The following is a 13600-nucleotide window of genomic DNA, read 5'->3' as shown; positions in this document are numbered from 1 at the left end:
ATACATTAATCTAGTTCTCTTTCATCACGAGTTTAGCAACTTTAGCTGCCGTTCGTCTAGGTAAAAATTTAGCTGCCAATGCTCCAATCTTATTTAGTCCCCCAGTTATAACCACTCTTTTTCCCTGCATCAATGAATCAAACCCTTGTTTTGCTACTACTTCCGAAGACATAGCATTGCTAAACATTTTGGTGTTTTCTACTTTAGCGACAGAGCTGAAGTTTGTCTTCGTTGCTCCAGGACAAAGAGTGGTTACCGTGATGGAATATGGTCTTAATTCTTCTGCTAAAGCTTCGGAAAAGGAGAGAACAAATGCTTTTGTGGCATAATATACGGCCATGTTGGGTCCTGGTTGGAATGCGGCCGTACTTGCAACATTTAGTATTTTTCCGGACTTACTTTTCTTCAAATCGGGTAGCAATTGATAGGTTAATTCCGTTAATGAAGAAATATTAAGTTGGATCATTTCTAATTGTTTTTCTATACTTAGATCTTCAAAGGAACCTAATAATCCAAAACCAGCGTTATTTATAAGAACATCCACAACGATATCATGTGCTTTCATTTCATCAACTATTTCCTTAATAGCATTAGATCTGCTTAAGTCTTTTGAAATAACTGTTATGTTGTTATGGGGATAACTCTTCTTTATTTCTAAAAGCTTTTCTTCATTTCGTGCAATTACTACTAGATTATACCCATCATTAGCAAATAATTTTACAAATTCTAAACCTATTCCACTAGATGCTCCTGTTATTAAAACTGTTTTAGTCATTTTTTTTCTCCTTCTGTTTTAGTTTTCAAATGTTTAAACGTTTAAACATATAATAATTGAGTTATTCATTACTGTCAATCCTTTAATTAGAAATGGTGCTTTTTGCTTTTTTTGCACGAAAAAAGGTTGCAATAGCAACCTTCAGATGAAATGGGGGGCAAGATGAACTTTCTACAAACCCAATGTTTTATTCGGCACCTTAATTTCAAACGTAATATGATCATTTGTTAAATCAAAACTTTGTACTTTGACTTTAAAGTTACTTTTCACTTCCATTTGTGTTACACCGATATAAATCAGTTGATTTTTTGGATCAATTTGAACCCATTCAGGTGTGTTTAATTCTTTCTTTACGTATTCAAGAATCTTCTTTTCTGGCAAAGCCAATAATCCAAGGGACATATCCGATGCATACAATACAAGATCTCCATTCTCTTGTACCTTGGGTTCTAATGTGATGGTTATTGGAATTTCGGTTTCAAAGGCTTTAACGGTACCGAACAATTGAACGTTTTCATCAAATAAGACTGTGAATTTATCATTTTTATCCTTCATGAATTGATCTACATATTGATTGACTAGTTCATTCAAATTTTGCTTACTTGAAGTAATCGTAAATTCAGCTCCGGGTTCACCTTCATTTAATTTTTTACTAGGTATTTCTGTATCTGATAGGGGCCATAGTAAAAAAGTAAAGAAAAGCAAAACAAAGCATACATTCAATCCGACTATACCTATAAATAATTGTTTCCATGATGGTTTTGTTTTTAATTGTATGTTCATCGCTTTCACCTTCTATTCGAAGTCCTCTGGTAACTCTGTTTCTTCATCATATTTACTTAAATACTCAAGAACGCGCTCTGCCATTAATTTATATCCACTCGTATTTGGGTGGAAATTATCGTCAGCTAATAGATTGACGGTAGAAGTAGAGAATAAGTCTTCAGTTGGTATATAGTATACATTCTCAAACTCTTCTGTAACTAATTCGCTTGCTTGATTCCAATCATCAAGAATCATGTCAAGCTGCTCAATATCACCAAAGTATCGCTCAAAAGGGTTATAAAATCCAATCAAAAAGATTTGAGTATCTGGATTTAAATCAATTATTTTATGAAAAATAGCCGTTAATCTCTCAATATATCTAATTTTTTCTTCTTGAAAGGGCTCTATATTAAGGTTGGTATAATGACTTCTAACCACTTTCATAATATCATTTGCACCGATTGTAATTAAAACAATATCAGCCTCCTTAATGGCTGATGAAATCTCTTCATTTTCCAATCTTTTTAACAATTGATCTGTTCGATTTCCTCTTTTTCCGAAGTTTTCAATCGAAATATTCATAGAATGATCTTCGAATGTGTGGTTTAGAATTCCTACATAACCGCCACTCTCTGTTTCATCTCCAACACCCTCAGTGAGTGAATCCCCAATAGAAACCATTTTTTTATCATGACTAAAAAAAGTAATGGCACCTTCGATCATCTCTCTAACTTTCTCTTTTACCGTCTTTGCTACTGGTTTATCTTCTATGTCAGTTGCTGTTTCTTGTTGTTCCACTTCCTCAATTGTAGGTTCAACAGGCTGACTATCTTGTTCGTTCACATTAGATGCAACACTCACAGATTCTTCCTTTAGTTCACTAAAAGACGGAAGATATATATATAAAAGGAAACATCCTAAAATAACAAAAGAAGTACTGATCCAAACCTTCTTTTTCTTCAAGTAATCACCACCACCAGTTTATATTAATATCGGTGTCTGCTGCATTTTTATAAGCCAACAAGTCATTTTACCATTCATTGACTAGTAAAATAAGAGATTTATATCTATTTATCACTATCGTAGGGGATTTAAACGTTCGAAATTTTTTATTCCTTTCTCTACTACGATATTCAACTATTATCCTTAGTGAAACTTATTTTGAAAACGTCGTCATACTCAGTGGACTTGCACGGACTACAAAAAAATTACTGAGTAGTTATAATGTAATGTTTTGGTTTAGATCTCTATTGAAATATAATAATTATTTAATTAAAGTAGAGGGGGATAGGAAGATGAAGATAGGGATCGAAAAGCTAAATTCTGTTTTGAGGGTTGCTGGTGCAACCTTTTTTATCTGAAGAAATACATAGTTTGTGATTAAATTATACCATGGGGGCATTAGCGCAACGCTGTAAAGAGCCATTTCTTTACTGGAATAAAAAAAGCACGCAAAACCCCATGGAAGAGGAGTTTCGCGTGCTTCTATTTATATATTAAGCGCTATGCTCAGCGAAAGCATTAGCTTTAGTTACCTTTAGATCAAAACGATCAGCGTTCATTACCTTCACCCAAGCAGCGATAAAGTCTTTAACAAATTTCTCTTTGTTATCTTCTTGCGCGTACACTTCGGCGATGGCACGTAAAATGGAGTTTGAACCGAATACTAGATCCACTCTAGTTGCTGTTCTTACTACTTCACCTGTCTTACGGTCACGTCCTTCATATACGCTTCCGTCTACAGCTTTCCATTCTACACCCATGTCGAGTAAGTTCACGAAGAAGTCGTTCGTAAGTGTTCCTACACGATCAGTGAATACACCGTGATCAGTTCCACCATGGTTCGTACCTAATACACGCATACCACCAATAAGAACTGTCATTTCTGGTGCTGTAAGGCCTAGAAGTTGTGCCTTGTCTACAAGAAGCTCTTCAGAAGTAACGCTGTACTCTTTCTTCTGGTAGTTGCGGAAACCATCAGCAACAGGCTCAAGTACGTCAAAGCTTTCTGCATCTGTTTGTTCTTGTGTAGCATCTCCACGACCTGGAGCGAACGGAACCGTTACATCAAAACCGGCTTCTTGTGCAGCTTTTTCTACTGCTGCAGAACCACCTAGTACGATTAAGTCTGCAAGGCTAACTTTCTTCTCAAGATTGCTTTGCACTTCTTCAAGCACAGAAAGAACTCTTTCTAGTTGTTCTGGTTGGTTTACATCCCAATTCTTTTGTGGAGTAAGGCGAATACGAGCTCCATTCGCGCCACCACGATTGTCTGAGCCACGGAACGTACTTGCTGAAGCCCAAGCCGTTGTCACTAGCTCTCCAATTGTGAGTCCAGAGTCAAGAATCATTACCTTGATTTTTGCTACTTCTTCTTCCGTTAGTTCATAGTCAACCGCTGGTACTGGATCTTGCCAGATCAGATCTTCTTCTGGAACTTCTGGGCCAAGGTATCTTGATTTAGGACCCATGTCACGGTGTAAAAGTTTGAACCATGCGCGAGCAAATGCATCAGCAAACTCATCCGGATTTGCATGGAAACGACGTGAAATCTTCTCATAGATAGGGTCAAAACGCAAGGCTAAATCTGATGTGAACATAACAGTCGGAACTTTTTTCGATGAATCTGCTGCATCTGGTGCAAGATCCTTTTCAGCTGGATCTACAGCCATCCATTGATATGCGCCTGCAGGACTCTTCGTTAACCACCATTCATATCCAAACAATAAATCGAAGAAACCATTATCCCACTGTGTTGGATTTGCCGTCCAAGAACCTTCAAGTCCACTAGAAATCGTGTCGCGGCCATTGCCGGTACCGTGTGAACTTAGCCAACCAAGACCTTGTGCTTCAATTGGAGCTGCTTCTGGATCTGGACCCACATGAGCTGCATCTGCTGCACCGTGTGCCTTACCAAAAGTATGACCACCAGCAATTAATGCTACGGTTTCTTCGTCATTCATTCCCATACGACCGAATGTTTCGCGGATGTCAAGAGCGCTTTTTAATGGATCTGGCTTGCCATTTGGACCTTCTGGGTTAACATAGATAAGTCCCATTTGAACAGCAGCAAGTGGATTTTCAAGCTCGCGCTCGCCTGTATAACGGTTATCACCTAACATTTCCGTTTCAGAACCCCAGTAGATGTCTTCTTCTGGATGCCAAATGTCTGCGCGTCCGCCACCAAAACCAAATGTTTTTAAGCCCATTGATTCAAGTGCAACATTGCCTGTTAGAAGCAATAAGTCAGCCCAAGAGATCTTGTTCCCATACTTCTGCTTAATTGGCCATAATAGTCTACGTGCTTTATCCACGTTTACGTTATCCGCCCAGCTGTTTAGTGGAGCAAAACGCTGATTACCTGTTCCACCGCCACCACGGCCGTCACCACTACGGTATGTACCAGCGGCGTGCCAAGACATACGAATAAACATTGGACCATAATGACCATAGTCAGCAGGCCACCAATCTTGGCTGTCTGTCATTAAGTTGCGAAGATCTTGCTTTAGAGCCTCGTAATCTAATTTTTGAAATTCTTCTGCATAATTAAAATCTTCTCCTAGAGGATTAGATTTTTTGTCATGCTGACGTAGTATATTTAAGTTTAACTGATTTGGCCAAAAGTCTTTATTTGTTGTACCACTAGATTTAGGAGTAGTCGTGCTGCCGTGGTTAAACGGGCATTTGCCGCCGTTTGTAGTGCTAAAACCTTCCATTATCTCAATCTCTCCTTTTATAAAATTAGTATTAGAATAATTACATCTATGAAAATATAATTATTACTTTATAGTTATTATAAAATAATACTCATTAAATTGAAAGAAATATCTTGTGAAGAATTTAAAAAAATGAATTTCTAGCATAATTAGTAGGATTATCTAGTTAATATATATGTTTTTATTGAAGTAAAAGAAGTCCAATCTTAAAGAAAATTAGAAATAATAATTGAGAATAAGAGTATATAGGGATTTTTAGATGAGAATGAATGTTTGATGTTAACAGCTGAAAATGTGACATTTCTAAAGAGTTATTTTTGTTACAATAAAATGATTAGCAAGATAAATAAGAGGTGGCTGTATTGGATTCTAAAACATTGAATAAGATCAGAAAAGGAATGGCTCAAGGATTTAAATAAGAGAGAGAGTTACAAGAAAAAGGGAGCAGAAGTTGTGGAAACATGTTAGTGAGCCTTTTCAATTAGAAAGTATGCTTAACTCTCTATCAAAAACGGAATTGGATACTATACGTAAGAATCTAGAATTAAAAGGAATCAGTGGATTGAATAAAGGTGATCTAATAAAGGAACTGGTGATCGCCATTCCAAACCAATTACCGAGAATTCTTTCTAGATTTGACAAAGAAAGGTATGTTCTATTAAAAAATATAGTAAAACAATCAGGGAAGCTCCCGTTGCCTAGGAATGTATCTGTGAAAAAAGTGGAGGCTTTGATGACTTGTGCAGTAATCTTTCCCATCCATATTAGAAGAGGGAAAGGGATTAGCTGTCCCTATTGAAATTATAAAACAATTTCATGCGTTAGAGAGTCAGGATTTTCAAAAAATTATTGACAGAAATTCGGAGTGGGCCCAACTTAACTTACCCACGGGTTACTTTATTACAATGGGATCATGAGCCCTAGAGAGTTAGTTAACAAGGTGAGCGACCTATTGCATCATGAAATTGATAAAATAGAAAAGTCAGGTAAGGTTAAGATGAACTGAGGTAATTTAGTGTTAGTAGATACGAAAACTTGGTAGAGTGTTGACGCTAAGTCATAAAATGGTGCCCGTGAATACCAGAAGTTAGTAGAATGCGGGAACTAAACCCCCATTTAGTGCCCGTGAATACCAGAAGTTAGTAGAATGCGGGAACTAAACCCCCATTTAGTGCCCGTGAATACCAGAAGTTAGTAGAATGCGGGAACTAAACCCCCATTTAGTGCCCGTAAATACCAGAAGTTAGTAGAATGCGGGAACTAAATCTCCATTTAGTGCCCGTGAATACCAGAAGTTAGTAGAATACGGGAACTAAACCCCCATTTAGTGCCTGTAGATACCATAAATTAGTAGAATGAAGGAACTAAAACTCCATTTAGTGCCCGTGAATACCAGAAGTTAGTAGAATGCGGGCACTAAGTTTCAATTTAGTGCTTGTGGATACCAAAATTTAGTCGATTACGGTCACTAAGTCTTGACCGTAACCTAAATCTCTAAACACGACCACCTACACATAACGATCCCGTCCAGATAACATCCCAAATATCGTTAAAATCACCGATACGACAATCAGCATAATTAGAGGAACCGTCCATGAGTGTGTAAGATCATATAAATAACCGATAATCAAAGGACCGACTGCTGCAAGAACATATCCAGTAGATTGTGCCATCCCCGATAAAGCTGCCGTCTGTTGGCCAGTTTGAGTACGAAGGCCAATATAAGTAAGAGCTAACGGAAAGCTTCCACCTAATGCGATCCCAATAAAGATAATACTTACGATTAGAACCGGATAGGTTGAACCGAACAATAATCCACTATACCCTATGACAGCAAATACCCCGAGGAAAAAAGAGAGCCATACCTGTGACTGAAAACGAGCGGCAAGAACCGGTATAACAAAGCTTGCAGGCAATCCAACGAGCTGTGTAAAGGATAGCAGCCATCCTGCTGTTTCCAACTGTATCCCATGGCTATGTAAGATTTCCGTTAACCACGAAATGGTGACATAAAAGGAGAACGACTGAAATCCCATAAATATTGCGATTTGCCAGGCGAGGGATGAACGCCATATCTGCTTAGAAGATGTTCTTTGCATCTGTTGGCTTTCACTCTTTCCTTCTTCCCTATATTTATAAAGGAATCCCCACAAGATAAGAGCAATAATCACTGGTAATCCCCAGACGATTTGGGCTCCCTGCCAACCAAGATCCCAATCAACGGCTAAAGGCACGCTAATTCCGGATGCTAAAGAGGCAATCAACCCCATGGAGGTGGAGTACACACTCGTCATCAACCCAAATTTCTTAGGAAAACGCTCCTTAACGACTGCGGGCAAAAGAACATTTCCGATTGCGATGCCTAATCCGACCAAAAGAGTCCCAGTAAAAAGTAAAAAAGGGATGGGAATCGAGCGAATGGAAATGCCGATCAAAAGAGTAGTTAACCCAATCAGTAAGGTCCGCTCATTTGTCAGCCGAGCCGCTATCTTAGGAACAAGAGGGGACATGACGGCAAATACGAGTAGCGGCAGACTCATCAATAAACCCGCACTCCAATGTGCCAGGCCAACATCTTCTTGAATCATCCCAACTAAAGGGCCTAATGATGTAATAGCTGGGCGTAGATTAAATGCAATAAGGACAATACCAGCGATCAACAAATAAATATAATTTGAATGTATATATGACTTCGTTTTAAGTAATTCCATCTACTGATCCTCCATAAGCAAACTTTCTACAGTATAGCATAAATGAATTTCGCAAGGGGTAAAAAACAAGTGCTTCTGCCTGTCCTTAGCGTGCCCTATAAAAACTTTTCAAAAGGGGTTCGACTGATTCAGGAAACCCATATATATAAGAATAAAAAGGTAACAGGAGAAAAAACATTGGATAAACAAAATAGCCGATTTAGATGGGTTGTCTTTGCTACTGTGCTGTTTACTTATTTATTAATGGCGAGCCAGCGAACCGCCCCAGGATTGATTACCGATCAAGTGATGAGAGACTTTCAAGTAAACGCTGCAACCATTGGGTTACTGACAAGTATCCAATTTTTGGTCTATACGGGTTTGCAAATTCCAATGGGGATGTTAGCTGATCGGTATGGACCTAATTTTTTCCTGATTGTCGGTGCGATTCTTACAGGTATTGGAACGATTCTTTATAGTCTTGGTACGCATGAGTTTGTCCTGTTTTTTGCGAGAATATTGACGGGGACGGGAGATGCAACCATCTGGGTCAATATGGTGTTAATACTAGGTCAATGGTTTAATCGAAAGGAATTTGTCCGTTTAATTGGTCTTGCGGGAATGACCGGAAGCTTGGGTTTCCTTTTGGCGACGGTCCCATTTTCTGCTTGGATTAGCTTTCTTGGCTGGCGGGCGGCCTTTTTTTCAGCAGGGCTGCTATTATGTCTATGCGGTCTGCTCCTTTATCTTGTTCTTTTAAAAAAAACCAAACAACTTTCTCTAACTGATACGGTATCTGCAAAAAACGAGATTTCACGAGAAAACACACTAACCTTAGTACGGAGAATTTTTTCAAATCGTCAGGTATGGGCGTTATTTTGTTGCCATTTTGGGGTAGTCGGAGCGTATGTAGGATTTATTGGTTCCTGGGCTGTACCGTATGGAATGATGGTGTACGATATGACGAGATCCGATGCGAGTCAGTTTATCATGGTTGGCTTGATGGGAGCGTTGATTGGAGCGCCTCTAGCTAGCTGGATTTCAAGCCGGTTAGGAACGATTAAACGGCCTTATGTGTTGGTTCATATCCTTACGTTATTGGGGTGGATTAGCTTTCTCTTCTTTCATGGAATTCCGCCAGTTTTTATGCTTTACCTCCTGTTCTTTATCATTGGCTTTGGCTTTGGAGCAAGTGCCTTAACGTTCGCACTTGTTCGGCAAACGTTTCCGATCAACGAAGCAGGAATCGTTTCTGGCGTTGCCAATACGGGAGGCTTTCTAAGCGCCGTCCTGCTGCCATGCATTTTTGGATTCGTGTTGGATCATTTTCAGTCTGGATTAGGTAATGTTGGGGATGGATATTATTACGGATTCGTCACGCCCGTTGTTTTTTCTATCATTGGCTTAATGGGAATCATTTTTATCAGGGAAAAACGACTAGTAAGAGAAATAGAATAAATTTGTAAATTTTATGCTTTCTGTTATCGGAAAGTGGTGAAAGCCTCTAAACGATAGGCTTTCACCGTATTTTTGAACAAACCCTCTTTCTCTTTCATAAGCTATAATAGTCCAACCTATAGGAGGGGAGAACATGTATGTAAATAAGGAAGTCGTGGCAAATTCCTCGAGTAACGAAAAGGGGATAAAGATAGGTCCAGACGCGATCAGGTTTAAATATGTAGATGATGAAATGGTTAAACATTCACCGTTATATGTTGAAGGGATCATATTTGCTGTTGGATTAGATTTTGTTGAAGTACTTCAAAAGGATCATAAGATTGTCACTGTATTAACAGATAGAATTACACATGTTAAATGGCCAGACAAAGAAGTAAGAGAAGCTGTATCACACTGTAAACACGATGGAAACTGTAGATGCGTTACATTGCACCGTTTTATTGAAGAGGAAAAAAGGGGTGACAAAATGAATAAAAACTTGAAGCACAGTAAAAAGGGGAAAAAGGGAGACCCACATCACTGCGCCCATTGTGGAAACTACCATTCTAGATTGAATCCATGCCGTTGTAAAAAGAAGCGTCCAAACCACGGCAGACCATGCGGTTGCAAACAGAATCACAGACACCATGATCATAGGCCGTGCGGTTGCAACAAGCATCACGACCACCACGCCTACAGTCCATGCCGATGTCAAGAGCATCACGACCACCACGCCTACAGTCCATACAGATGTCACGAGCATCACAGCCACCACGATCACAGCTCATGCCGATGTCACAGCCACCATGAACACAAGCCATGCCGATGTCACGAGCATCACAGCCACCACGATCACAGCTCATGCCGATGTCACAACCACCATGGCCACCACCATCATTGTACTTGTTGTCAGGACGAGCATCATAAAGGACATATGCAACATCATGACTGTTGTCATAGAAATTTCGTGTGCTTTAGTGACTTTGCCATACCGTTTTGCAATGATCGCTTCGCATTACGACTAGCAGGGTTAACTGATGATTTAAACTCTAGATTTTTACAAAATAGGGGTCGTCATGTTGAGATGATTGTAGAGTAAAGAATACTGTTTTGAAGTGCTTTTCTTAAGAACCATGTCTAAATGACAGTTGTATTGGTATATAAAAAAGTAAACTCGCCACTGGCGAGTTTCTTTATTAGGAATTTGATTTTTGAGTTAAATATGTCCGTAATCTAGTAACCGGCAAAAGTAAAATAAGGGGAGTTTTTCCGGTTAGATGCAGATCGGAGCCTTGTTTCGAGGTAAATAAGGGGAGATTTTCCGGTTATGCAATGAAAAATCCCCCCATTTTCACGTTTTCGAGTCTATAGGCGGAATTTCTCCGTTTATTTAAGCTATTTTTTATCATATTTACTAAATAGGCGGAATTTTTCCGTCTACTTAGCAGCTCGGGTGCTTAACCTGATCTCCCAACAAAAAAGTACGGACCCTTTTGATCCTAGATAAGGGACTAGCTCTTTCCGAAGATTTTTATAACACGATAGGAGTCTCATTGAACTCTATAAATTCTCTGGCTAAAAGGAATTTTTCGATTTCAATATAGCATAATTCATCAAAGTCAATTCCTTGCCTTTCATGATCCACTTCAATTACGATCCTGCTTTTTTTAACATCCGTTAATTTTCCATCGTGTTCCTTCTTGTCTCTTTCCGACTTCACATAAATAAAACTTCCCACATAACTTTCTAGAAAATGTTTTAATTCCAGTCCAAAAAAAAGGTTCACTAAAAAAGGGCTTTTAGACACTACTTGACCAAAGTGGAAAGTAAGGGCTCTTCTCAGGCATGGATCAATCTTTAATAACTCTTGATCCGGTAGAGGTGGTACATCCTCTCTAATTCGGCGTTTTAGTACCGTGATTCGTTCAAAGGGAATCATCACAATATTTCCGACATCGGTTTGAAGGATAATAAAATCTAAACCAGAATCGACCAAATGTCCTTTTAGTGTTTGTTCTTCTTGGTCGTCCCCACAATGGATGGTAACCGTAAAATGGTGATTCCTTAATCTTCTAAAAACTTGCTGCAAGCCTCTTAGGTTGTGAGAATCTCTTTCAAGTCCAAGCGTGAGTAACATATCATTGGCTTGTTCTATGCATTCCACTACTTCAGCCAACTCTTCTGGTGGAAAGGAACTATTGGCAGATGGAAACCTCGGTTGAGGAATTTGTTCAGGACATTTTAGAAATGAGCAGAAGAAATCATGGTCATGTTCCCCAGAAACACATTCTGGACAACGAAATTCATTTCCTTCTTTGAATATCTTTTCCTCTCTATAATGTGTAATCGTAGGTACCCTCCTTCCTTGTATATATAGCTAATATATGGGTGATCGTGTGTTTTGTATGGGCGAGAAGGAGCACAAAAAATAATATCTAGAATAGTGACAAGCAACGTCCTAATAAGAATGAACTATAGGACATTAAAGAGGTGGTTGGTGGTGATTGCGAGTTATCTCGGATATCTCTTCTATGGGAATCTATTAATTCTTAGCTTAACGTTTATGTACGTGTTTCGCATTCGGAAACTAATCGGGTTTCAGTTGGGAATGAATATCTCCACTTTGGCCGGTGGATTTACTGCGATCATCACGGGAGTCATTTTGATTTATCAATTTCCGTTAAAATTTGTGATTGTTACGATTGTGACCACTTTGATTGGAATGATCGTGGGGGGGGTATTTGGCTCTTTATTTGATTATCAAACCTTGTTAACTGGTTATGGAAATGGGTTAATGATGGGAATCATGTCTCCGATGATCGGTGCTGCAGCCAAAAATAGTTATGTTTTTTTAACTTTCTTGGAGGGGATATTTATTGTCTCTCTTTTCTTACTAGTCCTATCAGCAAAGCGTACATAGACTAGAAGGGATGAAATTTCCATGACCATGTATCTGTTGTGTTTATTTTTTTTGACTAGTCTTATAGGGTTTCTCATTTATAAGGTTTTTTATAAAAAGAGGCAATTATACAATGATCGTTTTGGGATGATTCTGGCCATGAGTTGTAGCGGAATTTTAAGCCTAAATATTTCCATGCTTTCTCAATTTATCATAAGTGATTATCTTTTCTTCATCATGATCGGAACCGTTGTTCTTGGTGGCTCGGTTGGAATTGTTTTTGGTGCACTTGTTAAATACCAATCATTATTAGCTGGTTTTCTACACGGCATTGTAGGAAGCTTAACGGGAAATATGCTTGGGATTGTTGTTAAAGATCCAAGTATCTGTAGTCTGCCCGCTCAATATTTCTCAATGATTGATCAAAATATACTTATTTTCAGTGCATTTGGCACTCTGCTCGTTATGATTACTATTTCCATAGTCTACTACTCTCTAAGAGTCTAATGGATGCCAAGAATGGAGTGATCGTGTGTGACAGAGAAGAAGAAAAGGCTCTATTTAAATGATTATCGAAAGGAACTGCTTGAAAGGCTGGATAAGGAGAAGCAAAAAGAAGATATCATTAATGAATTTAATGTTCGAAAGGGTCAAGGGATAACCTCACCAACCACCCCTTCTACAACAGAAGAAACACGATTATTAATGGAATATATTGATCGAGCCAATATGTTTAATCTTTCTGAACGCGATGAAAAGAGAGGGAAAGTCTTAAAGCTACGAAAATTCTTCAAAATGAAACGTAATCAGCAAGTAGAGGTTTACGCAAAATGTGGAACTGAGTCCATCTACAAAGTTGGTAAGGTAAGTACGATTGGCAGAGACTTTGTCATGCTTACGACCCTAAAGGAGAGAATGTGGATTCCTTATTCGGTTATCGAATCAGCTAATATTCCGTATGGCATTCCTAACTATTCCAATACCCATCAACATTTTCTTTATGATAATGATTTGCGTAACAAATTAGTCCATCAATTTGGCGAAACCGTCGCAAAGCGTGACCTTTTAAAACAACAGTTTTTTGAGGAATCGATCCAGACCAACCTAGAAGCTTGGAAGGATACATGGGTAGTTGTTTATTTAGATAAGGAAGAAAAAAAACTGGGTAAAATTTCGAGTTGCAAGGATGGAAAATTAGTTCTCTCATTCTTTGGAGAATTTTTACATATAAATTTAGCTGATTTGAAATATATTGAAACGATCAGGTTGCTCACTATTTTTACTCATGTTTTTAAAAGAATGAAGAGATAAACGTGTT

The 13600-nt window shown here is 38.6% G+C and carries 12 protein-coding genes; 6 read left to right on the top strand and 6 right to left on the bottom strand.

Annotated elements, in window-relative coordinates; all coding sequences use genetic code 11:
* Window positions 1-10: 10 nt before the first annotated feature.
* From M3175_RS18515 to katG, 4 genes are all read right to left on the bottom strand, one after another.
* Window positions 11-775, bottom strand: coding sequence for an SDR family NAD(P)-dependent oxidoreductase (locus M3175_RS18515; RefSeq protein ID WP_251522309.1), 765 nt, complete (start codon window positions 773-775; stop codon window positions 11-13).
* 171 nt (window positions 776-946) lie between these two features.
* On the bottom strand, window positions 947-1558 hold the full coding sequence (locus M3175_RS18510; RefSeq protein ID WP_251522307.1) for a YpmS family protein: 612 nt from the start codon (window positions 1556-1558) through the stop codon (window positions 947-949).
* 12 nt (window positions 1559-1570) lie between these two features.
* Window positions 1571-2503 (bottom strand): SGNH/GDSL hydrolase family protein, encoded by a 933-nt coding sequence (locus M3175_RS18505; protein WP_251522305.1) that lies wholly within the window; start codon window positions 2501-2503, stop codon window positions 1571-1573.
* Window positions 2504-3036: 533 nt separating this feature from the next.
* A complete protein-coding gene (gene katG / locus M3175_RS18500; RefSeq protein WP_251522303.1) occupies window positions 3037-5256 on the bottom strand; it encodes a catalase/peroxidase HPI in 2220 nt (739 codons plus the stop codon).
* A 451-nt stretch (window positions 5257-5707) separates the two neighbouring features.
* Between katG and M3175_RS18495 the strand changes: the two genes are divergently transcribed.
* A complete protein-coding gene (locus M3175_RS18495) occupies window positions 5708-6055 on the top strand; it encodes a hypothetical protein (RefSeq protein ID WP_251522301.1) in 348 nt (115 codons plus the stop codon).
* Window positions 6056-6764: 709 nt separating this feature from the next.
* Here M3175_RS18495 and M3175_RS18490 read toward each other — a convergent pair.
* Window positions 6765-7967 carry a CynX/NimT family MFS transporter gene (locus M3175_RS18490; RefSeq protein WP_251522300.1) on the bottom strand — a complete coding sequence of 401 codons (1203 nt, stop codon included), beginning with the start codon at window positions 7965-7967 and terminating at the stop codon, window positions 6765-6767.
* A 177-nt stretch (window positions 7968-8144) separates the two neighbouring features.
* Here M3175_RS18490 and M3175_RS18485 point away from each other — a divergent pair, with 177 nt between their 5' ends.
* Entirely contained in the window at window positions 8145-9404 is a 1260-nt protein-coding gene (locus M3175_RS18485; RefSeq protein ID WP_251522298.1) for an MFS transporter, read from the top strand.
* Window positions 9405-9537: 133 nt separating this feature from the next.
* The gene (locus tag M3175_RS18480) at window positions 9538-10482 is read left to right on the top strand and encodes a hypothetical protein (protein WP_251522296.1); all 945 of its coding nucleotides are present in this window, start codon (window positions 9538-9540) and stop codon (window positions 10480-10482) included.
* A 432-nt stretch (window positions 10483-10914) separates the two neighbouring features.
* Here the strand turns inward: M3175_RS18480 and M3175_RS18475 are convergent, their stop codons facing one another.
* The gene (locus M3175_RS18475; RefSeq protein WP_251522294.1) at window positions 10915-11547 is read right to left on the bottom strand and encodes a hypothetical protein; all 633 of its coding nucleotides are present in this window, start codon (window positions 11545-11547) and stop codon (window positions 10915-10917) included.
* 336 nt (window positions 11548-11883) lie between these two features.
* On the opposite strand from M3175_RS18475, the gene M3175_RS18470 reads away from it, so the two are divergent.
* The 3 genes from M3175_RS18470 to M3175_RS18460 all read left to right on the top strand — a co-directional run bounded on the left by M3175_RS18470 (window position 11884) and on the right by M3175_RS18460 (window position 13593).
* Window positions 11884-12303 carry a hypothetical protein gene (locus M3175_RS18470; protein WP_251522292.1) on the top strand — a complete coding sequence of 140 codons (420 nt, stop codon included), beginning with the start codon at window positions 11884-11886 and terminating at the stop codon, window positions 12301-12303.
* A 126-nt stretch (window positions 12304-12429) separates the two neighbouring features.
* A complete protein-coding gene (locus M3175_RS18465; protein WP_251522290.1) occupies window positions 12430-12789 on the top strand; it encodes a hypothetical protein in 360 nt (119 codons plus the stop codon).
* 27 nt (window positions 12790-12816) lie between these two features.
* Window positions 12817-13593, top strand: a complete 777-nt coding sequence (locus M3175_RS18460) for a hypothetical protein (RefSeq protein WP_251522288.1) — start codon at window positions 12817-12819, stop codon at window positions 13591-13593.
* Window positions 13594-13600: the final 7 nt, after the last annotated feature.

This window comes from Robertmurraya korlensis (assembly GCF_023715225.1).
Classification (GTDB): domain Bacteria; phylum Bacillota; class Bacilli; order Bacillales; family Cytobacillaceae; genus Robertmurraya_A.
Note: the sequence above shows the minus strand (reverse complement) of the source record. Positions and strands in the feature narration are given on the sequence as shown.